Below are 23842 nucleotides of genomic sequence, written 5' to 3'. Positions count from 1 at the left end.
ACAGTCTCGATCAACAGGAAGGACGCCGATCATGCTCGCGGAACACATCTCTACCGAGTACCGCATCGGGTTGCCCCCATGGGTGCGGGACGAGCTCGCCGACGTGCCGGACCTCGTCCCGGACCGGGACGACCGGATGCGGCTCGTGCACCGGCTGGCCGACCGCAACTGGCGGGAGGGCAACGGAGGCCCGTTCGCCGCCCTGGTCGCCGAGAGCGAGACCGGGCGCATCGTCTCGGTCGGCGTGAACGTCGTCCTCGCGAGCGGGGTGTCGAGCGGGCACGCGGAGGTCGTCGCGCTGGGGCTCGCCCAGGCACGGCGGGGAGCGTGGGACCTCGGCGGCGCCGCCCTGCCCGCCCACGAGCTCGTCGTCAACTGGCGGCCGTGCATCCAGTGCTACGGGGCGACCATGTGGTCCGGGGTGCGCACGCTGGTCGTCGCGGGCGAAGGGCCGGAGCTCGAGGAGATCACCACGTTCGACGAGGGCCCGCTCGGCGACGACTGGGCCGAGCAGTTCGAACGCCGCGGCATCCGCGTGGTCAAGGACGTGCTGCGTGAGGAGGCGCTCGGCGTCTTCCGCGCCTACCGCGCGGGGGTCGACTCGGGCGGACTGACGGTCTACAACGCGCGCCAGGGCGCGCCGGAGGGAATCGCATGAGGCTGCGCGCCGACCGGGTCGCCCTGAACCCGATCCAATGGGTCAACATCAAGGCCGATCCGGCGGACCCGGAGAGCGAGGACCTCTGGCTCTTCGCCGACCCGGCCTTCCGGGCCGACTACCCAGGCGTCCTGGCCCAGGTGCGGGACGCCGGCTTCGCCGCGGTGATGATGGAGGTGCTCGACACCCAGACGCTGCAGTCGTACGAGCGGATGGTGCAGGATGCGGGCCTGGTGCTCGCGCCCGGCTACGCGAGCGTCGCCCTGCCGGAGGACCATGGCGTGCTGCTGGCTCCGGGCAGCGCCGAGCAGGTGCGCTGGTACGACGGCATCCGCCGCAAGGCGGAGGAGTCGAACTACTTCGGGCTGGGCACCGTCTTCCTCGCGCCCGAGATGAGCTGGGCGCCCGGAACCCGGCGCACGCTGGAGCAGACGGCCGTGGGCGCGGACTTCGACAGCTCCCGCCTGGACCGGGTCATCGACGTCCTCGGAACCGCGGCGGAGGTCCTCGGCCAGGAGGGTGTGCGGGCCGGGCTGCACAATCACGTGGGCACGTGGATCGAGACCGAGGAGGAGATCGAGCGCGCCCTCGCTGCGATCCCCTCGTCCCTGCTGGGCGTCTCCTTCGACATCGGGCACCTCGCGTGGGCGGGGATCGACCCCGTGCGGATGCTGACGCGGCACGCCGACCGGCTGGTCGACCTGCACATCAAGGACCTCGACCTCACGGTGGCCGCCGCCAGCCGCGCGGAACCGACCTCGTACAACGCGGCCGTCGACCGCGGCCTCTTCCGCGAGCCGGGCGCCGGCGACATGGACCTCGACGCGATGCTCGCGGCCCTGCCGGACGGCTGGGACGGCTGGGTGATCGTCGAGGTCGACCGGGCCTCGATGGATCCGCGGGTGAGCGCCGACGTGAGCCGGGCCTGGGTCGACGCGCGGCTGACGGGCTGACCCGGCCGCCGGCGCCCACGGGCGTCAGCCGAGCCGGCAGCCATTCCCTGGAGGCGGCGCTCAGTGGCGGAGGAGGAGCTCCGCCGCCTTCTCACCGATCATCGCGGACGGCGCGTTCGTGTTGCCCGTGGTGATCGTCGGCATGACGGATGCGTCCGCCACCATGAGCCCGTCGATCCCGCGCACCCGCAGCGTGGGGTCGACGACGGCGCGCTCGTCCGAGCCCATGCGGCACGTGCCGACCTGGTGGTGGTATGTGATCACGCGCTGCCGGATGTACTCCACGAGCGCCTCGTCGCTCAGGTCGCCCGACGGGTAGTGCGGCCGCGCCTTCCAGTCCGAGGCGAGGGCTTCCTGCGCCCCGACGTCGAGGCACTGCCGGACGGAGGCGAGCATCGAGGAGATGTCGCGCTCGTCCTCCAGGACGTGGGGGTCGATGAGGATGCCGTCGGCCGGATCGGCGCTCGCGAGGCGCAGCGTGCCGCGCGACCGTGTGGTGACTATGCCCGCCATGAGCGAGAAGCCCCACGGGATCGGCTCCATGTCCGGCTCCAGCATCGGCACGGAGAAGTTGATCGGCTGGGTGTCGGGTACGGGCAGCGCCGGATCGGAGCGCCAGAACCAGTGGGTCTGGGTCACGCTGCGGTGCGGGGTCGGGGGGTCCACCTCGCGGTCGGTCGTGAAGATGACCGGGACGAGGTAGTGGTCGTGCAGGTTCTCGCCGACCGGCAGGTCCGCGACGACGTCGATGCCGAGGGCGGTGAGGTGCTCCGCGGGGCCGACGCCGCTGCGCAGCAGCGTCTCGGCGCTGCCCTCGGCACCCGCCGAGAGCACCACCTGGTCGGCGGTGAGCACGCGGCCGTCCGCCAGCTCGACCCCCGTCGCGCGGCCGTCCTCGATCCGCACCCGGTGCACGACGACGCCGGTGAGCACGGTGAGGCGGCCCTCGTCGACGGCGGGCTGCGCGTAGGTGTCCCATGTCGTGACCCGGTCGCCGTCGGCCACCGTCACCTGCTGGACCGAGACGCCGTCCAGGCCGTCCACGTTGTAGTCCGGGTTGCGGGTCAGGCCCGCCTGGACGGCCGCGTCGATGATCGCCTGCTGCACCGGGTGGAGCGGCTCGTTGGGCGCGACCGGCAGAGGTCCGGCGGTGCCCCGGCGCGGGTCACGGGCGCCGTGCCACTGCTCGATGCGCCGGTACACCGGCTCGACGTCCGCCCAGGACCAGCCGGGGCAGCCGTCGGCCGCCCAGCCGTCGAAGTCCTCGGGGGCGCAGCGCACCCAGATCGCGGCGTTGAGGGAGTGGGAGCCGCCGAGCACGCGCCCGCGCGGCAGGTGGATCCGGCGCCCGGCAGCATGCGGCTGGGGAACCGTGTGGTAGTCCCAGTCGCGCTCGCCGTGCCACAGCTCGCCCAGGCGGCCCACGTCCTGGATCATGTCGTCGCGGTTCGACCCGCCCGCCTCGACGATCGCGACCCTGCGGCCGGCGTCCGCCAGACGGCGGGCGACGACGCTTCCCGCGGTCCCTGCTCCCACAACGACGACGTCGTAATCAGCCATGGCTGTCTCCTTCTCCTTCCGGACGGCGACCGGTGCGCGGTCCTTCGTTGTCATTCGGTGAGGCGGTACGCCGCGGCGAGCTTCTCGGGCTGGTCCTGTAGTTCCGCTGCCGGCGCGCGCAGCGTGACCACGCCCTGGGCCAGCACGGTGACGCTGGTCGCGAGCTCGAGTGCGACGCGAGTGAACTGCTCGATGAGCAGCACCCCGACGCCCCGCTCGGCGACGGCGCGCAGCGCGGGCACCAGGCGCGCGACGACCAGGGGCGCGAGGCCGAGCGACATCTCGTCGATCACCAGGACCTTCGGCCGTGCGGCGAGGGCGGTGGCCAGGGCGAGCATCTGCTGCTGGCCGCCGGAGAGGGAGCCGGCGGGCCGGTCGGCGAAGCCGTGGATCTCCGGGAACAGGGCCAGCATCGACTCGACCGCCGCGGCGCGCTCGCCGCGCGGCAGCAGCAGCGAGGCGATCGTGAGGTTGTCGGCCACCGAGATGTCGCCGAAGACGCGGTGCCCCTCCTGCATCGTCGCGACGCCCGCGCGGCGCACCCTGTTCGGCGCGATGCCGTGGATGGCCGTGCCGTCGGTGGTGATCGAGCCGCTGGTGTCGCGCAGGATCCCGGCGACCGCCAGCACCGTCGACGACTTGCCGGCTCCGTTCGCGCCGAGCAGGGCCGTGACCTCGCCGGCGTTGACCGTCAGGTCGATGCCGTGCACGACCTCGATCCCGCCGCGGCGGACGCGGAGGTCGCTGATCTCCAGCGCGGTCACGTCGTCACCTCCTCGTCGATGCCGAGGTACGCCTTGCGTACCTCGGGGGAGCTCAGCACCTGGAGCGTCGGGCCGGCCGCGATGCGGCGGCCGAAGTCGAGCACGGCCACCGTGCCGCACGCCGCGCGGACCAGGTCCATGTCGTGGTCCACGAGCAGCACCAGCGCGCCCGCCTCCTCGGGAATGCGTGTGATCAGCCCGAGCAGCCGCTCGGACTCCGCCGGGTCCAGGCCCGCCGCGGGCTCGTCGAGCAGCACGAGGCGCGGCGTCCCGACGACGCACGACGCGATGTCGACGAGGCGCCGCTCGAACATCGTCAGCTCCGCGCCCAGCCGGTACGGCCGGGCAAGCTCAACGTAGTCGAGCGCGCGGTCGACGTCGGCGGTGGGGGAGCCGCTGTGCTCGGCGGCGAGCAGCACGTTCTCGCGCGCCGTCAGCGTGCGGACGACCTGCTCCTGCTGGAACGACCTCCGCAGGCCCCAGCGGGCGCGGCGGTGCGCCGGGACCGCCAGCAGGTCGTCGCCGTCGAGGTCGACGGACCCGGCCACCGGCAGGGCGAAGCCGGACAGCACGTTGAACGCCGTCGTCTTGCCGGCGCCGTTGGGGCCGATGATCCCGCACACGCCTGACTCGAAGGCCATCGAGACGTCGTCCAGCGGCTTCACGCCGCCGAAGCGGACGGTGATCCCGGACAGGGTGAGCCGGCTCATACGGTCACCTCCCGCGACGGACGCGACGGACGCGACGGACGGGGCGGCCGCGGCGGGCGCAGCCGCCGCCAAAGCGCGCCGAGCTGACCGGCGATGCCCGCCGGCGCCGTCGTGACCGCCTGGACCAGCCCGAGACCGAGGACGACGAACACGAGGTTGCCGTCGAGGCCGACGGTGTTGAGCAGCTGCGGCAGGCCGTAGAAGAACAGGCCGCCGAGGACGGCGCCCAGCAACGAGAAGGCCCCGCCGATGAGCACCGTCGCGAAGAGCAGGACCGACTGCTGCGCCTTGAACGACGTGGGGTCGAGGATGCCGGAGCTGGCCGCCAGCAGCGCGCCCGCCACCCCCGTGACCGCGCTCGTCACGGCCAGGGCGAGCAGGCGATGGGCGACGGTGTTGATGCCGAGGGAGACCGCGCCGGCCTCGCCCTGCCGGATCGCGGCCCAGGTACGGCCCGGCCGGACCATGAGCAGCCACCGCAGCAGCACGAGCACGACGACGACCACGACACCGACGTAGCGGAAGAACTCGTCGTCGGACTGCCCCAGCGCCGGCCGCGGCATGATCACCGCGAGCGTGCCGCCCGACACCCTGCCGAGGAACCCGTCGCCACCGTTGGGGAACCCGGCGTAGGTGACGAGCACCTCGAGCGCGCCGGCGACCATGAGCGTGACGATCGCGAGGCTGAGGCCGGACAGGCGCAGGGCAGGCAGGCCCACGATCACGCCGACGGCCGCGGTGACCAGGGCCGCGAGGACCATGACCACCTCGAACGGCAGGTGGGTGGCGTGATAGATCCGGAGGGTGGCCCAGCCGCCGACGGCGACGAGGCCGATCTGCATGATCGACACGAGGCCCAGCCGGCCGTACAGCACGCCCACGCCCGCGGCGGCGAGCGCATAGATGGCGCACACCGTGAGCGTGCGGAGCGCCAGGCCCGAGCCGACGCCGGGAAGGGACGGCAGAACGAGCGCGAGCACGAGCCCGATCGCCAGGCCGACGAGCGCGCTCCGTACCTCCGCGCGGGCGAGGAAGGCGGCGAGGAGGACCCGGTTCATGCGCGCACCACCCCCACCGTGACGACCCGCCGCCGGGTCGCGACGAGGATGACGACGGTCGCGACGACGAACGGTACCGCCGTGCTGAAGGCGCTGACCGTCGGCCAGGCGGACACGAGCGACTGCCCGACGCCGATCGCGAGGCCGCCGACGAGCGTGAGCCAGAGCGAGACGAACCGGCCGATGACCACGGCAGCGAGCACCGGGATGATGAGGAAGGTGAGGAAGGCGGGCTCCAGGCGCGTCTGGTCGGCCAGCAGGATGCCGGACACGCCCGCGATCGCACCCGAGGTCGCCCACGCCGTGTTCTCGACGAGCCGCACGTTGGTGCCGACGACGGCGGCGAGCTCGCGGTCGCTCGCGAGCGCACGCATGGACGTCCCCATCGACGTGTAGCGCAGCGCGAGCAGCGTGCCGACGACGACGAGCAGCGCGAGGCCGAGGCAGACGAGCTGGGTGACGTTGACCCGCGCCCCGCCGACGTCGAAGGAGATGCGGCTCGTCTCGAGCCTGATCGTCCGGGCCTTGTCGTTCCAGACGAACAGCATCACGCCGAGCAGGACGAGGGCGAGCCCGAGCGTCGCGATCGCCTTGCGAAGCTGGTCGACCCGGGCCAGGTACGGCCCGGCGACCAGCCCGAAGAGGAGGGCGACCGCGGCCCCGGCCGCGATGCCCAGGGCGATCGCGACCGCGGGCTGCAGCCGCAGCTCGACCGTCTGCCACACCAGCAGCGCGGCCAGACCGCCGACCGCGCCGTGGGCGAAGTTCAGGACGCCGGTCGTGCGGTACAGCACGAGCACCCCGACCCCGGACAGGGCGTACACGGAGCCGATGACGAGGCCGGCGACGACAAAGGGGAGCAGGTTCACGTGGCGTCCGTCCTACTCGGTGAGCAGTCCCTCGGACTGCTCACGCTCGAGGATGTCGGCCATGTCGGGGTCCGCGACGTCCTGGCAGCCCTCGAGCTCGACGTAGGCGCCGTCCTCGATCACCGCCATGCGCGTCGCGTGGTTGGCGTGGTGCTCGTCGGCCTCGCCGTAGTACCAGGGGGCGCAGAGCAGGTCGGACTCGTAGCCCTTCACCCCGAGGACGGCCTGCGACACGGTCTCGCGGTCCAGGGTCTCGGCGTCGAGCGGCAGCAGGGCGTCGACGAAGATCTTCGCGGAGAGGAACCCGGCCTGGCTGAACGTGTCGCGCGGGGCGTCGGCGTCGGCGTACTCGTCCATGACCGCCCGCCACTGGTTGGCGTCGTCGCCGTCGGCCGCCACGAGCGCGAGCTCGGAGTTGGCGACGAAGCCCTCCCAGTAGTCGCCGATCTGCTCGCCGAACTGGGCGTCGTAGCAGGAGGCCGTGCAGGACCACTGGATGTCGCCCCTTGCGTCCTGCTGCTCGGCGGTGGCCAGGATCGACGCCGCGATCGGCGCCGGGTCGACGATGACGAGGCTCGCCGGGTCGGCCTGCGTCACCTGGCTGATCAGCGGCAGGAAGTTGCTCTCCGCCGGGTCGGACAGGACGTTGCCGGCCAGCTCGATGCCGGCCTCCGCGGCGTACTTCTCTATGCCGTCGGCCACCCAGTCACCGTTGCCGCGGGTGTTCAGGCCGATGGCGAAGAACGGGTCGGCCTGGTCCTGCCGCTCGAAGTACTGCATGGTGGCCAGCGCCGAGGTGCGCGGGCCGGCGTTGACCGGCGCGATGTTCGAGGACTCGAAGCAGGCCTGCGGCACGCCGACACCGGTGATCGAGTACAGGCCGGCCTTCTGGTACTCGACGTTGGCGACGTCGCAGCCGACGAACGTCGCGTCGCCGACCAGCGCGACGACGGAGGTGTCGGCGGCGTACCCGGCGGCGAGCTGCGCGGTCCTGGTCGGGTCGAGGGCGTCGTCGCCGACCTCGTACTCGATGGGCCGCCCGTTGATGCCGCCGTTGTCGTTGACGCAGTCGAAGTAGGCCTGCGCGGAGCCGGGCGACGACGAGAAGTCCACACCCCCCGACGCGGTGGCGACCGCCGCAACCTTGATGGGCTCGCCGGTGGCCTCCTCGCCGGTGCCGAGGCCGCAGCTGAGGTCGGCCGCGTCGGCGGAGGGTGCGCCCTGGACGGGGCCGCCGTCGTCCTCCGGGACGCAGGCGGACAACGCGACGACCAGCGCTCCGACGCCGAGGGCGGCCGTCGCCCTGAGGATCCGATTCATGGCAGTACTCCTTCGTACCGGGGGCAGGCCTGGACGCACGTCCCGCCAGGTGCAAGGCAAGCGGACGCCGCACGGCCGCGGATTGAACCGGGGCGAAGAGCGGTTGTCGTTCCGTGCACGGCGCGGGTGAAGCACCAGGTGCGGGTACCGACGCGCGAGGTTCCGGACTACCATCGCCAATGACCCCGGGTCGCATCGTCGTGGATGGGCCCCACCGGAGGTGAGAGATGTCTTCCACGTCTGCGCCGTCGCTCGGCACGGTCTCCCAGCTCCAGCGCATCGAGTCGCTGTCCGACTTCCGCGACATCGTCGACCGGTCGTTCGTGCCGCTCAAGGTGTCGAGCCAGCGGGCGCACGACTTCGGCGCCGCGGTCCGCGCCGCGTCCCTGCGGGACTTCAACCTCGTGGAGATCGCCTCGGTGCCGCACGTCGTGGAGCGCACACGCAACCTCATCGGCGAGTGCTCGAACGAGCCCGCGTACAAGGTGAGCCTCATGCTCGAGGGCACCGGCTACATCTGCCAGGACGGCCGCGACGTCGTGCTGCGCCCAGGCGACGTCGCCGTCTACGACACGACCCGGCCCTACACCCTCGTCTTCGACGACCGCATGCGCACCATCGTGGCCATGTTCCCGAAGCGGCTCGTCGACCTGTCCGACGAGCGCGTCGCCCGCCTCACCGCCACGAGCCTCGGCCGCGACGACTCGCTGGGTGAGATGGTCAGCTCGGTGCTGGAGCAGCTCGCCGGCCGCCTGCACCTCGTCAACGCGGCGACCGGCTGGCGGCTCGCCCGCAACGCCGTCGACCTCGTCACGATCCTGCTGCGCGACCAGATCGGCGAGGAACGGGCGGTGCCCGCGGAGCAGCTGCTCGACGCCGTCTACGCCCATATCGAGGAGAGCCTCGCCGACCCGGCGCTCTCGCCGACCACGATCGCCGAGGCGCACTACATCTCCGTGCGCTACCTGCACGCCCTGTTCCAGCACGTCGGGATCTCGGTCTCCGCCTACATCCGCACGCGACGCCTCGAACGCTGCCGCACCGACCTCGCCGACCCGGCGCTCGCGGGCGCGACGGTGACGGCCATCGCGTCGCGCTGGTCGTTCGCGGACGCCCCGCACTTCTCCCGCACCTTCAAGGCGGCCTACGGCGAGACGCCGTCGGAGTTCCGCGCGCGCGTCGCTTAGGACATGTACCGCTACCGGTGAGCGGTTGCGCTGGCCTGTTCTTACGCGGGTGGCAGAAGGACGTGCCGGTGTCGGTGTGGTCGAGTATGGTCGAACAGACGTCCGCAGTCATGGGACTGTTCTAACTTGTTTATTGCGGGTAGGGGGAGGTGCTGACATGCACACAGGACGGTCCGACGGCGGCCCGGCCGACACGCTGGTCGACGACCGCGTGGTGGGCGAGGTGGTCGAGCGGGACGGGATGCCGGCACGCCTGCTGCCCGACGACGCGGTGCCCCCGGGCGAGCCGTTCGAGGAGGAGTTGTTCGATGACGTGTGGTTCCAGGACGCGATGTGCATCGGGCAGCCCGACCCGTTGGATGGCGGGCTGGACTGGCCGCCGACGGGCGTGCCGGTCGCGCTGTGGCCGACCGAGATCCTGCGCGAGGCGCTGACGGGCGCACCGGGCCCGGGGCTGGCGCGGGTGGTGGCCGAGGCCGTCGACCTGGCCGGCAACCTGGATCTGGACCACGGCGGGAACGCGGGCGTGCTGGCTGGCTTGTCCGATGACACGTTGGGTGACCTGATGACCGCGTCCGGACGCCTGCAGTCCTGGGCCGCCGGTCTCCAGGCGAGGATCGTGGCCGAACGCGCCGCCCGCGAGACCCACCCGCTCGCGCACAACTCACTGGTCGGACAGGTCACCAACGAGCTCGTGGTGACCGAGCCCGAAGCCACCGAGGTCGTGGTCCGGGCCGAGTCCGGTGCCCAGCACCCGAGCGTGATCAGCGCCCTACTGGCGGGCCGGATCGATGTGCGTAAGGCGCACACCCTGCTGCGGTCCGCGTCTCAGCTGACGGTGGCCGAGCGGGCCGAGGCAATCGAGAAGTACCTGCCCCAGGCCCCGCACCGGACGTGGCGGTGGTTGCAGGCCCGGATGCTCGCGTTCGCCAAGGACCGCCACGGCGCCGGAGAAACCGCGAAAGCCGAGGCACAGCGACGCTCCGTACAGCTGGACCGGGCCGAGAACGACATGGGCTGGCTGACGGCCTACCTCCCCGCCACCGACGCCGCAGCAGTATGGGGCGTCGTAGACGACATGGCCCACCAGCTACGACACACCACCGGCGAAGACCGCACCCTGAGCCAGCTGCGCGCCGACTCCCTGACCGGCATCATCACCGGCCGCCTCCTACCCGCCGACCGCTTCAACGACGCCTGCACCGCGGCGGGAACAGCGGCGACGGGAACAGCGGCGACGGGAACAGCGGCGACGGGAACAGCGGCGACGGGAACAGCGGCGACGGGAACGGCGGCGACGGGAACGGCGGCGACGACTACCACCACGGGTACGACCACGGACCCGGCGATGGGCACACCGACAGGGGCGGGCACGACCACGAGCACAAGCACGGGCACAACGACTGGCAAGACCACGGGCACGGGCCCGACCACGGGCACGGGTATGGCAGCGGACACGGACACGGACACGGACACGGACACGGACACGGACACGGACACGGACGACTCTTGCGCCGGCGGCACCGATGGTGGGCGGTCCGGCAGCGCTGATGCGGCGGATGCGATCGACATCGTGGACGGACCCGGCGCACCCGTGTGCACGTGCGGCGGCCGGGCGCCCATCATTCAGCAGGTCGTGCAGGAGACGGTGCAGGTCGTGCGGATCACGCCGACCCGGCCCGTCGTCCGCGTCACCGTCCCGGCCAGCGTGCTCCTCGGCCTGGACGACACACCCGGGAACCTGGACGGGTACGGACCCATCCCCGCCGACACCGCCCGCCTGATCGCCACCGACGCGACCTGGCAACGCCTGCTCACCGACCCCATCACCGGGGTACTGACCGACTACTCCACCACCACCTACCAACCCGGCAAGGTGCTCCGCGCCGCAGTCGAAGCAAGAGACGAGACCTGCACGTTCGGATCGTGCGACACCCCCGCGAACCGGTGCGACCTGGACCACATCGAACCCTTCGACCACGACCACGACCCCACGGCACTTCCGCCTGGGACCCCGGGACAGACCCGCGCGCAGAACCTCCAAGCCCTGTGCCGCAAACACCACCTCCTCAAGACCCACGCCGGCTGGGGCGTCGTCCGCGACCCCGACACCGGGATCACGACCTGGACCACCCCCACCGGGCGGACCCACACCCGACCACCCACCGTCCTGGACACCCACATCGAGATCGACCAGATCGACCCCGACACCAGCCACGACCTCACCCTGCAAGCCCTCACCGGTCGACGGCTACCCCGGCAGTACGCCACCACCGAGCCAGGCGCCATACCGACCGAACCCACCAGCCCCACCAGCCCCACCAACCCGACAAGCCCGACCAGCCCGACCAGCCCCGACGACCCATCCTTTTAAGAGCAGCGCCACTACTCGAGGTCAAGGAAGCTCTGCAGATCGCGCGGCCTCTCTCGGCCGCGCCACTGCGCGAGAGCGCAACGGTTGCGCGCGGACGAACAAGCCTCGGCCGTGCAGGTTCGGCAAGGATCGATACGCCGACGACGGTCGAGGAGGCGCGATGACGCGCGAGCATGAGGGCGGCGCCCTCCAGGTGGTCTTCCCCCAGAAGGGGGTCGTGACGCTGGAGCGGTCCGCCGTCCCCGAACCCGGACCGGGCGAGGTCGTCGTGCGGATCACGCGCGTCGGCGTCTGCGCCACGGACCTGCACCTGCTCGACGGGCACATCGGTGACCCCTTCCCCCTCGTGCCCGGGCACGAGTTCGTGGGCGTCGTCGTCGCCGTCGGTCCTGAGGACGGCCGGGGGCTCGCGGCCGGCGACCCCGTCGCCGTCGAGATGCTCGTGCCCTGCCACCGGTGCGCCAGATGCCGCGAGGGCCGCCACAACCTGTGCGAGCTCGACGACCCGGTGCGCCATCCCGGTCCGGGCCGGCAGCTGGGGGTGAACATCCCCCGCACGACCCGCCCGTACTCCGGCGGGTACGCGACCCACCTCGTCGTGCCCCGCGAGGGCGTCGTCCACCGGATCCCCGAAGGGCTCGACCTGGAGATCGCCGTGCTCGTCGAACCCCTCGCGGTCTCGGTTCGTGCTGTCGAGCGCGGTCGGGTAGGTCTCGGTGACAAGGTAGTCGTCATCGGACCCGGACCCATCGGCCTCCTTGCGGCGGCAGCGGCCTCGGCCGCGGGGGCGAGCGACGTCGTAGTGGTCGGCGGGCGTACCGAGCGCCGTGCCATCGCGCGCGCCTTTGGTGCCACCGACACCGTCGCCGGGCGTGGCGAACCGCTCGTGGCGGCTATCCGCGAGCGTCTCCCCGGCGGTCCCGACGTCGTGATCGAGTCGGCCGGCTCGGTCGACGCGCAGCTCGACGCGATCCGGATCGTCCGCCGCGGCGGCCGCGTGGTCCTCGCCGGGGCGTGCGGCTCGGGCCCGGTCCTGTCGATCCCGTCCGACGAGTACCTCCTGACGCGGGAGATCGACGTCCTGCCGTCGTTCCTCGCCGCGGGCGGCTACGAACGCTCGCTCGCCCTGCTCACGCAGGGGCGCTTCCCGTTCGCTTCGCTCGTCACGCACGTGTACCCGCTGGCCGACGTCGAGAAGGCGTTCGCGGCCGTGCACGAACGTGCCGAAGGCCTGATCAAGGCCGTTCTCGTCCCACCGGCACCGTGACCGGCACCGTGACCGGCACCGGTGTCCCACAACGTCAGGAGCAAGGATGACCCAGACGCAGCGAGTCGAGATCGGTACCCGCATCGACGCCGCCGACCAGTCGCAGTGGAAGACCTATGACGACTTCGCGGCCGGGATCGACACCTACCGGCTGCCGGGCGCCGACCTGACGGGACGGACCGTCGAGCTCACGTTCGACGGCGGGACGGGGCTGCGGCTCCAGTTCCTCGATGCCGCCAGCGTGCGGTGGACGTCGGCGGAGCTGCTCAGCGCCCCCGACGGCACCGTCGACCCGTACGACGCGGTGTACGTGCGGGACGACGTCGTCTTCCTCAACCTGCCGTTGGCCTCGCGGGACGGCGAGGCCCTGACCGTCATCTGGTCCGAGGCGACGGGCCGCGCGCTGCTCGCCCATTCCGTCATCGCCCCTGAGCGGACCGAGGGCGTGCCGCAGGTGGGGCAGACCTTCGCGGCGGGGGAGGTGGCAGGGGTCGCGGTGACGGGGGCCAAGCCCGGCCCCACCCGCGACCTGATCGGGGTACGCAACGTCTACCGGTACAGCCCGCACCACCTGTACGAGCACGTCTACCTCAGCACCGAGCGCTACGCGTGGCAGTGCCTCCAGGGTGAGCAGCGTGGCCACGGCGCCGTCGACCTCTCGACGCTGTGGAGGTTCGCCGACGGCCTGTACCTGTTCTGCTTCCGCGAGTTCGCCATCCCCGTGGCAAGCGTCTGGCTGCACGACCTCGGGTACGAGCTGCGGACCACCGGCATCTTCCTCGGCATCAACGCCCGAGGGAGGGCGGACCACCGGCGGGCCGGGGGACACGTCTACCCGCTCGGCGCCGTCCGCTACCCCGACGTACAGCCCGTCTGACCCGTACTCGCCTGACCCGTACCCGAAGGAGGCCCCATGACGACCAACCACGACATCGTCGCCGCCCACTACGCCGCGTCCGACGCCGGCGACCTCGACGGGATGCTGGCACCCCTGTCGGAGACCTCACGCTGGACCGAGGCCGCCGGCTTTCCCCGCGCGGGCACCTACACCGGGCCCGACGAGGTACGGAAGAACGTCTTCGAGGCGATCGGCCGTGACTTCGACGAGTACCGGTTCATCCTGGAGGAGCTGCTCGACGCGGGCCCGGTGCAGGTCGGGATCGGTACCTACACCGGGACCTACCGGGCTACGGGCAAGTCGTTCACGGCCCGGGTCGCGCACGTGTGGCACCTGCGGGACGGCGAGGTCGTCACCTTCGAGCAGATCGTCGACTCGGCGGTGGTAAGGGACGCGATGGCGTAGGGGCGGCATCGCTCGCACGTTGAGTCCCGGGTGCTGCTCACCCGCTGATCACCTGCGGGACGGCGACGGACTTGAGGCCCTCGGCACCGAACTCAAGACCGTAGCCGGAGCGCTTGGCCCCGCCGAACGGCACGAACGGGTGGACGCCGCCGTGGCTGTTGATCCAGACGGTCCCGGCTTCGAGGCGGCCCGCGACGGCAACGGCCGCGGCCCGGTCGGCCGACCACACCGAGGCGCCCAGACCGACCTCTACCCGGTTCGCCGCGGCGACCATGTCGTCGACGTCGCTGAACCGGACGATCGGCAGGGCGGGCCCGAACTGCTCCCGCTGGACGAGCTCGGCGTCGTCGTCGATGTCGGCGACGAGGGTGGTGGGGTAGAAGTAGCCGGGGCGGCCGCGGTCCGGGTCTCCGCCGAGCACGACGCGGGCGCCCCGTGCCCGGGCCTCCTCGACGAGGCCGTCGACGACGTCGAACTGCATCTTGTTCTGCAGCGGGCCGAGCATGTTGGCCTCGTCGGTGCCCACGCCCATCGGCGTCTTGGCGGCGATCTCGGCGAGGGCCGTGACGACGCCGTCGTAGACGTCGTCGTGCACGTACAGGCGCTTGAGCGCGGCGCAGGTCTGGCCGGTATTGATGAACGCGCCCCAGAACAGGTCCTCGGCGATCGCGGCCGGGTCGACGTCGGGCAGCACGATGCCTGCGTCGTTGCCGCCGAGCTCCAGCGTGAGGCGGGTGATGTTGTCCGCCGAGGCCGTGATGATCTTCGAGCCGGTCGCGGTGGAGCCGGTGAACATGACCTTGCCGATCTCGGGACGGCGCACCAGCGCGTCGCCGATGTCGCCGGCGCCCGTGACGACCTCGAGCACGCCGGCGGGCAGGACGTCGTTGAGGACGGCGGCCAGGGCCAGGCCCGAGAGAGTCGTGTGCTCCGAAGGCTTGGCGACGACCGTGTTGCCCATCCGCAGCGACGGGGCGATCTGCCAGATCGCGATCATCATCGGCCAGTTCCAGGGCGTGATGACGCCGACCGTGCCCACCGGCCGGTAGCGGATCTCGGCGTGCCCGGACTCGTCGTCCAGGACGGTCTCGGTCGGCAGGTCCATGGCGGCGTTGGCGCGCAGCCAGCTCGCGCACGCGCCGACCTCGAACCGCGCGTTGGGCCCGTTCAGCGGCTTGCCCTGCTCGCGGGACAGGATCAGGGCCAGGGCCTCGGCGGACTCGTCGACGGCGTCGGCGAGCTCGAGGAGGGTCTGACGGCGGTCGGCGTCCGACAGCGCTGCCCATCCGGGCTGGGCGGCAACTGCCTGGGCGACCGCGCCGTCGAGGTCGGCGAGGTCGTTGACCGGGGCGGACCCGATCGGCTCACCCGTGGCGGGGTCGGTGACCTCCCGGGCCGGGCCACCGGTGGTGGTGACCTTGGCCAGGAGTGTGTCGTAGGTGTACATCAGGCCTCCCTTAGCGTGACGCGCGTTCGCGACGATTGTCGGCAGGGCCGGGACCTGCCGTATTGACCGTCAGCGCACGAGGACGTGCAGTCCGTGCATGCCGGGACCGGAGCCCGACGGGGTGGGGTCGCCCGCAGGGGCCCGCCGGTGCGGCGGTCCACATGCCCTCGTCAGCGAGCGACGTCCGACGCCCAGGCCGCCCTGACGGCTTCCTGCTCGTCGAACCTGAGGACGTACCCGTCCCTCCGGGCCTGCCTCATCGTGTCGCGGACGAGCTCCACGTAGTTTCGATGGGTCACGTAGCGCGCGGTCAGCTCGTCGGCCGTGTAGTCGCGGTGGTGGCCGGAGACCGAGCAGGGGAACGCGGTCCCGTTGTTCGCCACCTGGAATGCCGTCGGGGCGGTGAACTGTGCGAGCCGGATCCCGCCCCGGACGTTGCCCTCGGCGTCCCGGACGAGGCCGCCGTCGGCGTCCCGCTCGAAGTAGACGGAGGGCGCGGCCGGCCTGCCCCGGGTGACCCACGTGCGGACGGAGTCGATAGCGGCGTTCACGACCAGGCCGGAGTCGACGGTGCTGAACACCGGGAGGACCTCGCAGGACGGTTCGATCAGCTCGGTGAACGAGATCGGCCCGTCCGGGCCGGGGATCGACCGGTCGCGGAGCACCACGTCGTCGATGTACCGCGCGCCGTACAGCGACGCGTGCGTGGTGCCGGCGACGTCCCAGGCGCGGGTGTACCGCGCCGTGGTGACGGGAGGCCAGTCGGTCGCGAGCGCCTCGGAGTTGACGCTGATCGCCGGCACGCGCAAGTCCGAACGGAGCTGGTCCGACCGGTCCCAGTAGACGAACCCGTCGAAGAAGTCGTACAGCGGCTGGATCGTGTTGTAGTACGTCGTCAGGCGGATCCCGGACTGGGACTGCCCCGTCGCGATCACGTTGTCGACCTTCAGGCCGGGTAGCGGCCGATGGCGGCCTGTGTTGTCCTTCAGCGCCTTCGAGACCTGCGTGAGAATGTCGAACGACAGCGGGTCGCCCGGGCACAGGGCTGTCCCGTCAGTGCCACATCCGTTCGCGTCGACCGAGAGGCTGTCGTAGCGCTCGGGGCTCCACGTCCTGAGGCGCTCGACGCCGGCCCGCTGAGCCGAGACGACGGCGACCGCGTAGCCCTCGCGCAGAAGGTACTCGTGGGCCTCGTTGAACACGAACTCGCCGTCCAGGCCGAGGGTCACGTTGGCCCATTCGACGACGAGCGAGCCGTTGAACTTCTTGCGCTCCGGTGCCCGGACGATCACGCGGGTGCGGTAGGGCCAGCCCTCGTCGATGACCTGCGCCGTCTCGAGCGACGTCGAGACGGCACCGGCGTAGCGGGCGGCCGTGCCGTCCGCGTAGAACTCTCGCTCGGTGTAACCGGCCGCCGCGAGGTCGACGGCGGCCGCCGACATCGGCGCCGTCCCTGGGACGTCGATCTCGGTGAGGGCCGCGGGGCGCACGGGTAGGGGCCTGGTCGCGGGCTGCGCCGGTGATGCCGCGAGTGAGGTCACGGGGAGCGGGGCGAGTGTCCCCGCCAGGACCAATGACAGAACGGCCGCGGCCACCCTGTGCGGACGGGCTGCTGGAGTGAGTCGACGGCGGATTCGCATGCTCTTGTCTCCCTCGGCACGGGTGAGGATCCACGAGCTGCCCGGAGCCCGCGGCTGCGCGGGCCGGCACCTCGTCCTGAGCAGTGTCGACCGCGCCGCGCCGTCGGGTCTTGTGCCTCCACGCCCGGCGGTTGTCCGTGCGCGCGGTCCTGGGGGTGATTCCTGGGCATGTTCCCGCAGGCAGGCGCGGCCAGGGTCGTCCCGAATGGAGCGAGGTCAGCCGAGCTGGTCGGCAGGCCGGAGCAGGATCTCGTTGATGGCCAGGTGGCGCGGGCGGGCCAGCGCGAAGGCGATGACCTCGGCGATCTCCTCGGCCTTGACCGGGGCGACGTCGTAGGCCTGCTGCACGCCCTGCCGGGTGGCCTCGTGCGTGATGTGCGTCGGCAGCTCCGTGTCGACGACACCGGGTTCGATGAGCGTGACCCGGACGTCGGGCAGCAGCTCCTGGCGCAGCGACTCGGACCAGCCGTTGAGGCCCCACTTCGTGGCGGCGTAGACGCCGTTGCCTGCTCGCGCGGTGCGACCGGCGACGGAGGAGATGTTGATCAGGTCGCTACCGCCGTCCTTGAGCTGGTCGAGGAACACCTCGGTGGTGGTGATCGCCCCGAGCAGGTTGGCCTCGACCATCGCGCGGTAGTCCTGGCGCTGCTCGGAGGAGAACGGCCCGAGGAGCATGACGCCGGCGTTGTTGACCAGGACGTCGGCTCCGCCGAGCTCGTCCTGAACTCGCTGGGCAGCGGCGACGACCGCGTCGCGGTCGGTGACATCGGCCGGGACGGCGATCGCCCCGTTCCCGAGCTCGGCCGCGAGGGCCTCGATCCGGTCCAGGCGACGCGCCAGGAGAGCGACGCGATACCCGTCGGCGGCCAGCGCGCGGGCGGTGGCCGCGCCGATCCCGGACGAGGCGCCGGTGATGACCGCGACGCGGCCCTGGTTCTGAGAGCTGCTCATGTGCTGTGTTCCCTACCCGTAGTGGATCCGTGGTTGCGAGTCGACCAGGCAGGTCTCACGGACGCCTGATCACATCTCAAGGACACCACCGTGCCGCCGGGCGGACGAGTCACTGCCTGTCCGGGTACTGGCAGTCACCCCCAGCCCGGGGGGCACTGTCATTACCTCACTCGAGCTCACGATCGCGCCTATCGTGACGAACATGGGTCAGGGACAAGACGTGACGACATGGTTCATCACCGGTTCCTCCGGCGGCCTGGGACGGGCGCTGACCGAGCACGTGCTCGCTGCCGGGCACCAGGTGGTCGCCACGGCCCGCGACACCGCGGCCGTTGACGACCTGACGACCGCGTATCCGCGGACCGCCGCGGCCGTCCGACTGGACGTCACCGACCGGGAATCGATCCGGACCGCCGTCGCGGCGGCCGAGGACCGGTTCGGCGGCATCGACGTGCTGGTCAACAACGCCGGCTACGGGTACACCGCGGCGGTCGAGGAGGGCGAGGAAGCCGCCGTCGACCGGCTGTTCGCGACCAACTTCTTCGGCCCCGTCGCCCTCGTCAAGGCAGCCCTGCCCGGGATGCGCCGCCGGGGGAAGGGACTGATCATCAACATCTCGTCCGTCGGGGCGCGCATCACGCTCCCGGGCGGCGGCTACTACTCGGCCGCCAAAGCCGCCCTGGAGGGGCTGTCGGGGTCGCTCCGCAAGGAGGTCGAACCGCTCGGGCTACGGGTGATGGTCGTCGAGCCCGGGTCGTTCCGCACCGACTTCCGTGGACGCTCGGCCGATCGGTCGTCCACCACGATCGGCGCCTATGACGAGGTACTGGGCCGCACCGGTGGCCGGGCGCTCGGGCCGCAGCGCGGCGAGCCGGCCAGGGCCGCGGCGGCGATCCTGACGGCTGCCGAGGCCGCCGAGCCACCCCGCCTGCTCCTGCTGGGCAGCGACGCGCTCGGCGGCTTCCACTCGGCGGCGGCCGAGCTTGCGCGCGAGGTCGAGCGGTTCGAGTCGCTGACCCGCAGCACCGATGCAGAGCCCGGGAGGCTGACCGCACGCGAACGATGACCGGATGTGACGCGCACCGAGGTAGGACAAGAAGGGCACGGGGAGCCGGAGCCCCTCCGTGCCCTTCCGTCTGGTCTCAGGCCTCGGGGATGTCGCGGCCGAAGGCCTCCGGGGTGACGGAAGCCGGCTCGGGGCCGCCGCGAACCCCGGTGTCGAGCCCGTCGATCGCCGCGAGCTGGTCCGCCGTCAGGTCGAAGTCGAAGACGTCGAAGTTGGCGGCGATGCGTTCCGGGTTGACCGACTTCGGGATCGCCGAGCGCCCCTCCTGGAGGTGCCAGCGCAGCATGACCTGCGCGGGCGTCTTGCCGTGGTCGGCGGCGACCCGGCCGATGACCGGGTCGTCGAACGTGCTCTGCCCGCCGCCGCGGTAGCTGGTGATGCCGCCCATCGGGGACCATGCCTGGGTGAGGATGCCGTGCCCCGCGTTCGCCTGCTGGACGTCCGGCTCGGTGAAGTACGGGTGCAGCTCGACCTGGTTGACGGCCGGAACGACGCTCGTCCGGTCGAGGAGCGCGGTGAGGACGTCGGGCATGAAGTTGCTGACACCGATCGCGCGCACGCGCCCGTCCTTCAGGAGTGCTTCCAGGGCGCGGTAGGCGTCGACGGTCGTGTCGAACTGCGTCGGAACGGGCTGGTGCAGCAGGAGCAGGTCGATCTGGTCGACGCCGAGCTTGCCGGCGCTCTTCTCGAAGGCGTGGAGGGTCTCGTCGTAGCCGTAGTCGCTGATCCAGATCTTCGTCTCGATGAAGACCTCCGAACGATCGACCCCGGACTGGCGGATGCCTTCGCCGACCTCGCGCTCGTTGAAGTACGACGCCGCGGTGTCGATGAGGCGGTAACCGACACCGAGTGCCGCCGTGACGGATGCCGAGGTCACCTCGGGTGGGGTCTGGAAGACCCCGAAGCCCAGTGCGGGCATCTCGACGCCATTGTTCAAGGTCACGTTCATGCCGGTCTTCCTCACACTAGTCACGGATCCTTCTTGCCAGGGTCGGCGACTTCTCCCGGGTCGGCGACTCGGAGGCTGGTGGCGCTGTCAGGGACGGACGCCGGGCCGGTGACGGCGAGGATCACGCCGTCGGCGGGAAGAGCGGCGTCTCAGCGCCCCAGGACATATGTCTGGATCGCGATGACGGCGGCGCCCCGCGCCCAGGCGTCGAATCCCGCGGCCTGGACGGCCAGCGCCGGCGGCTCGGCGAGCGGGTCCAGGTCGCCCGCGAGCCCGGCGTCGAGCGCCGCGCGAGCGACGTGTGCCAGGCGGGCCCCTTCTCCGCCGAGCACGACCACCTCGGGCAGCGCGACGTTGCTGACGACGGCGACGAGCCGGCCGAGCGCGCGTCCGGCGTCGTCCACGACCCGGCGGGCGAGCTCGTCGCCCGCGTCGGCGAGGTCGAGCACCTCGCCGTACGAGAGCAGGTCGCCGCGCGCCGCGGCGACCTGACGCTCGATCGATCCGGTGGTGAGCATCGCGGTGGCGCATCCGCGGTGCCCGAGCGGGCAGGGCGGGCCCAGCGGGTCGAGCGCGTGGTGTCCGAGGAGGCCGAGGCCCGCGTTGGGCCCGGCGAGCAGGCGGTCATGGGCCACGACGCCGACGCCGACGCCCGCGCCGACGGTGACCAGCGCGAACTGGCTGTGCGCACGGCCCTCGCCGAACCAGTGCGTGGCCTCGGTCAGCGCGAGGACGTCGTTGGCGACGACGACCGGGCGCACTGTCCGCTCCTCCAGGAGCTGTTTCAGCGGGACGTCGGTCCAGCCGAGGAACGGCGCGCGCTGCACCGTCCCGTCGGGCAGGACGTGCCCGCCGAGCGAGACGCCGACGGCGGTCACGTTCGGGACCTGGCCGGCCAGCTCGTGCACGAGGTCCGCGACGACATCGGCGACCTCGGGCGGGGTGCGGGCATCGAGCGGACGCCTGGCGGACGCGACGACGTCGGCCCGCAGCGTGGTGACCACACCGTGGACCGCGTCCCCGGTGATCTTGACGCCGACGAAGTGGTGGGCGTCCGGGACGATGTCGAGCGGCTGGGACGGGCGGCCGGGACGCAGGTCGCCGGCGCCGGGCCCGGCCTCGACGAGGAGCCCGGCCTCCACCAGCGGCTTGGTCAGGCGGGTCAGGCTGCCGGCGCTGAGATCGGTGCGCCGTGCGAGCTCGGCGCGCGAGAGCGGACCGTGCAGCAGCACCTCGAGGGCGAGCCGGTGGGACTGACCGGCCAGCGGCACCCAGGGCTGCGCCGTGCCGCTGGTCACCATCGTTCCTCCGGGTCCGTGTCGGTCATCGGTCGGTCATTGGTCGGTCGTCGGTCGGTCGTTGTCGTGCTCGACGTCATTGTGCCCGCGCCGCCATCGCGTCGTCACGTTCTTTACATCGTAGAACAAAAAATGACCAAAACACCGCGGTGCTGAGCCTCTTGACCCTCGAATATCTTTCGTAGTAAAACTTACTCCGACACCGATGTCGCCGACCCCGAGGACCACCCGATGTCTGTCTCCCTTCAGACCCAGCGCGACGACGCGCCCGGCGCCGCAGCGCCGCCGTTCGCCCACCTGCGTGCCGGGGGCGTGAGCCTGCTGCTCGACACGTCCGGCCCGCACCTGCCGCGCGTGCTCCACTGGGGTGCGGACCTCGGCGACGTCGGCCCCGAGGAGGTGGCGCAGCTCGTGCTCGCCTCGGTGGTCCCGGTGGTCTCTGGCGCCCCCGACGCGCCCTACGCGCTCTCGCTGCTGCCGGAGCAGTCGGCGGGATGGCTCGCCACCCCCGGCGTCACCGGCTCCCGGGACGGCAGGGCGTGGTCGACGGCGTTCCGCGTCACCGACGTCACGACCACCGGGCCCCTGACGCGCGACGACGGAACCCCCGTCGCCCACCGCCTCGTGGCGACCGCCGACGACGGCGACGCGGGCCTCCAGCTCACCCTCGTCGTCGAGCAGTACCCGTCCGGGCTGGTGCGCACCCGCTCCACGGTGACCAACACGGCCGACGACGTCTTCACCCTGGCCGGCCTCGACACCGCGCTGCCCGTGCCACCGGAAGCCGAGGAGATCCTCGACTGGACCGGCCGCCACCTGCGCGAGCGCTCCGCCCAGCGGCACAAGTTCACCGCCGGCACCCACCTGCGCGAGTCTCGCCGCGCCCGCAGCCACGACGGCACCCTGCTGCTCACCGCGGGCCGGCCGGGATTCGGGCACGGCAGCGGCGAGGTCTGGGGCGTCCACGTGGCCTGGTCGGGCAACACCCGCACCTACGCCGAGCAGGAGATGCCCAGCGGCGCCCGCGTGCTCGGCGGGGGAGAGCTGCTCCTGTCCGGCGAGGTGCGCCTCGCACCCGGCGAGTCGTACACCTCCCCGTGGCTGTACGCGTCCTACGGCGACGGGCTCGACGACCTCTCCCACCGGTTCCACGCCTACCTGCGCTCCCGGCCGCAGCACCCCACCAGCCCGCGCAAGACGCTGATCAACGTCTGGGAGGCCGTCTACTTCGACCACGACCTGCCGCGGCTGACGGCGCTCGCGGACGCGGCGTCCGCCGTCGGGATCGAGCGGTACGTGCTCGACGACGGGTGGTTCCGGGGGCGGCGCGACGACACCGTGGGGCTCGGCGACTGGTACGTCGACGAGGACGTCTGGCCCGGCGGCCTGCACCCGCTGGCCGACCACGTCACCGGGCTCGACATGGAGTTCGGGCTGTGGTTCGAGCCGGAGATGGTCAACCCGGACTCCGACCTCGCGCGTGAGCACCCCGAGTGGATCCTGCGGACCGGGTCCCGCCTGCCGCCGTCGTCCCGCAACCAGCAGGTGCTGGACCTCGCGAACCAGGGCGCCTGGGACCACGTGTTCGGGCGGATGGACGCGATCCTCGCCGAGTACCCGATCGCGTTCGTGAAGTGGGACCACAACCGCGACCTCATCGACGCGGGGCACCAGCCCACCGGCCGGCCCGGCGTGCACGGTCAGACGCACGCCGCCTACCGGCTCATCGACGCGCTGCGCGCAGCCCACCCGGACGTGGAGTTCGAGAGCTGCTCCGGGGGCGGCGGACGGGCCGACCTGGGCATCCTCGAGCGCACCGACCGGATCTGGGCCTCCGACTGCATAGACGCCCTGGAGCGGCAGACGATCGAGGCGGGCACCGGCATGATCGTCCCGCCCGAGATGATGGGCTCCCACATCGGCTCGCCGCAGGCCCACACCACGGGCCGCCGCCACGACCTGAGCTTCCGCGGCGCGACGGCGTTCTTCGGGCACCTCGGCGTCGAGTGGGACCTGACCCGCGCGAGCGAGGACGACCTGACGGACCTCGCCGCCTGGATCAGCGCCTACCGGGAGCACCGCGAGGTGCTGCACCACGGCCGAGTGGTGCGAGCCGACCACCCCGACCCGGCGCTGCGCGTGCACGGGGTGGTCGCCGAGAGCCGCGACGAGGCGATCTTCGCGATCGTGCAGCTCACGACCGGCGTCTCCGCGCCGCCCGGGCGGGTCCGCCTGCCCGGCCTCGACCCGGCCCGCACCTACGAGGTGCGACCGCTCGCGCCCGGCGACGACATCTCGCCGCGGGGGGACGGGGCCGAGGCGCCCGCCTGGTGGAAGGACGGCACACGGCTGTCCGGACGCGCCCTCGGCGTCGTCGGCGTGCAGGTGCCCAACCAGTTCCCGGAACGGTCGGTACTGCTCCACGTCCGGTCCGCCCGCTCCGCCTGAGGGCTCGGACCAGGCGCCAC

General features: G+C 72.0%; 20 protein-coding genes. 9 read left to right on the top strand and 11 right to left on the bottom strand.

Annotated elements, in window-relative coordinates:
* Nucleotides 1-31: 31 nt before the first annotated feature.
* Nucleotides 32-658, top strand: a complete 627-nt coding sequence (locus C8K30_RS02770; protein WP_108491329.1) for a nucleoside deaminase — start codon at nt 32-34, stop codon at nt 656-658.
* Complete coding sequence (locus tag C8K30_RS02765; protein ID WP_108491328.1) at nt 655-1611, top strand: sugar phosphate isomerase/epimerase; 957 nt, start codon at nt 655-657, stop codon at nt 1609-1611. Before C8K30_RS02770 ends, C8K30_RS02765 begins: the two co-directional genes overlap by 4 nt.
* Nucleotides 1612-1671: 60 nt before the next feature.
* On the opposite strand, the gene C8K30_RS02760 is transcribed toward C8K30_RS02765, so the two are convergent.
* From C8K30_RS02760 to C8K30_RS02735, 6 genes are read right to left on the bottom strand one after another with little or no spacing between them, the layout of a single operon-like run.
* Nucleotides 1672-3171: a GMC family oxidoreductase gene (locus tag C8K30_RS02760; protein ID WP_108491884.1), complete on the bottom strand. Its 1500-nt coding sequence runs from the start codon at nt 3169-3171 to the stop codon at nt 1672-1674.
* 50 nt (nt 3172-3221) lie between these two features.
* Nucleotides 3222-3935, bottom strand: coding sequence for an ABC transporter ATP-binding protein (locus C8K30_RS02755; protein ID WP_108491327.1), 714 nt, complete (start codon nt 3933-3935; stop codon nt 3222-3224).
* Entirely contained in the window at nt 3932-4645 is a 714-nt protein-coding gene (locus C8K30_RS02750; protein ID WP_108491883.1) for an ABC transporter ATP-binding protein, read from the bottom strand. The genes C8K30_RS02755 and C8K30_RS02750 overlap by 4 nt, the downstream gene beginning before the upstream one ends.
* Complete coding sequence (locus C8K30_RS02745; protein ID WP_108491326.1) at nt 4642-5703, bottom strand: branched-chain amino acid ABC transporter permease; 1062 nt, start codon at nt 5701-5703, stop codon at nt 4642-4644. The genes C8K30_RS02750 and C8K30_RS02745 overlap by 4 nt, the downstream gene beginning before the upstream one ends.
* Nucleotides 5700-6572 (bottom strand): branched-chain amino acid ABC transporter permease, encoded by an 873-nt coding sequence (locus tag C8K30_RS02740; RefSeq protein ID WP_108491325.1) that lies wholly within the window; start codon nt 6570-6572, stop codon nt 5700-5702. Before C8K30_RS02740 ends, C8K30_RS02745 begins: the two co-directional genes overlap by 4 nt.
* 12 nt (nt 6573-6584) lie before the next feature.
* Nucleotides 6585-7892 (bottom strand): ABC transporter substrate-binding protein, encoded by a 1308-nt coding sequence (locus C8K30_RS02735; RefSeq protein WP_158280917.1) that lies wholly within the window; start codon nt 7890-7892, stop codon nt 6585-6587.
* A 227-nt stretch (nt 7893-8119) separates the two neighbouring features.
* Between C8K30_RS02735 and C8K30_RS02730 the strand changes: the two genes are divergently transcribed.
* The 5 genes from C8K30_RS02730 (at nt 8120) to C8K30_RS02705 (ending at nt 14023) form a co-directional block, all read left to right on the top strand.
* Nucleotides 8120-9079 (top strand): helix-turn-helix domain-containing protein, encoded by a 960-nt coding sequence (locus C8K30_RS02730; RefSeq protein ID WP_108491323.1) that lies wholly within the window; start codon nt 8120-8122, stop codon nt 9077-9079.
* A 157-nt stretch (nt 9080-9236) separates the two neighbouring features.
* Nucleotides 9237-11453 (top strand): HNH endonuclease, encoded by a 2217-nt coding sequence (locus tag C8K30_RS31160; protein WP_369939172.1) that lies wholly within the window; start codon nt 9237-9239, stop codon nt 11451-11453.
* Nucleotides 11454-11613: 160 nt separating this feature from the next.
* Nucleotides 11614-12720, top strand: coding sequence for a zinc-binding dehydrogenase (locus tag C8K30_RS02715; RefSeq protein ID WP_108491322.1), 1107 nt, complete (start codon nt 11614-11616; stop codon nt 12718-12720).
* A gap of 46 nt (nt 12721-12766) precedes the next feature.
* Nucleotides 12767-13597: a MoaF C-terminal domain-containing protein gene (locus C8K30_RS02710; RefSeq protein ID WP_199230305.1), complete on the top strand. Its 831-nt coding sequence runs from the start codon at nt 12767-12769 to the stop codon at nt 13595-13597.
* Nucleotides 13598-13633: 36 nt separating this feature from the next.
* Nucleotides 13634-14023, top strand: coding sequence for a nuclear transport factor 2 family protein (locus C8K30_RS02705; protein ID WP_108491321.1), 390 nt, complete (start codon nt 13634-13636; stop codon nt 14021-14023).
* A 37-nt stretch (nt 14024-14060) separates the two neighbouring features.
* Here the strand turns inward: C8K30_RS02705 and C8K30_RS02700 are convergent, their stop codons facing one another.
* The 3 genes from C8K30_RS02700 to C8K30_RS02690 all read right to left on the bottom strand — a co-directional run bounded on the left by C8K30_RS02700 (nt 14061) and on the right by C8K30_RS02690 (nt 18061).
* A complete protein-coding gene (locus C8K30_RS02700) occupies nt 14061-15470 on the bottom strand; it encodes an aldehyde dehydrogenase family protein (protein ID WP_108491320.1) in 1410 nt (469 codons plus the stop codon).
* Between the two features lie 170 nt (nt 15471-15640).
* Nucleotides 15641-17011: an alpha/beta hydrolase domain-containing protein gene (locus tag C8K30_RS02695; protein ID WP_146197306.1), complete on the bottom strand. Its 1371-nt coding sequence runs from the start codon at nt 17009-17011 to the stop codon at nt 15641-15643.
* A 315-nt stretch (nt 17012-17326) separates the two neighbouring features.
* Complete coding sequence (locus C8K30_RS02690) at nt 17327-18061, bottom strand: SDR family oxidoreductase (RefSeq protein ID WP_108491318.1); 735 nt, start codon at nt 18059-18061, stop codon at nt 17327-17329.
* Nucleotides 18062-18263: 202 nt separating this feature from the next.
* Between C8K30_RS02690 and C8K30_RS02685 the strand changes: the two genes are divergently transcribed.
* Entirely contained in the window at nt 18264-19127 is an 864-nt protein-coding gene (locus tag C8K30_RS02685) for an oxidoreductase (protein WP_233256937.1), read from the top strand.
* Nucleotides 19128-19203: 76 nt separating this feature from the next.
* Here the strand turns inward: C8K30_RS02685 and C8K30_RS02680 are convergent, their stop codons facing one another.
* Nucleotides 19204-20076, bottom strand: coding sequence for an aldo/keto reductase (locus C8K30_RS02680; RefSeq protein ID WP_108491316.1), 873 nt, complete (start codon nt 20074-20076; stop codon nt 19204-19206).
* A 149-nt stretch (nt 20077-20225) separates the two neighbouring features.
* Nucleotides 20226-21377, bottom strand: a complete 1152-nt coding sequence (locus C8K30_RS02675) for an ROK family transcriptional regulator (protein WP_108491315.1) — start codon at nt 21375-21377, stop codon at nt 20226-20228.
* Between the two features lie 228 nt (nt 21378-21605).
* Here C8K30_RS02675 and C8K30_RS02670 point away from each other — a divergent pair, with 228 nt between their 5' ends.
* Nucleotides 21606-23822: an alpha-galactosidase gene (locus C8K30_RS02670; protein ID WP_108491314.1), complete on the top strand. Its 2217-nt coding sequence runs from the start codon at nt 21606-21608 to the stop codon at nt 23820-23822.
* Nucleotides 23823-23842: the final 20 nt, after the last annotated feature.

This window comes from Promicromonospora sp. AC04, assembly GCF_003058225.1.
GTDB lineage: Bacteria > Actinomycetota > Actinomycetes > Actinomycetales > Cellulomonadaceae > Promicromonospora.
This window is presented reverse-complemented; position numbering and strand designations above follow the sequence as displayed.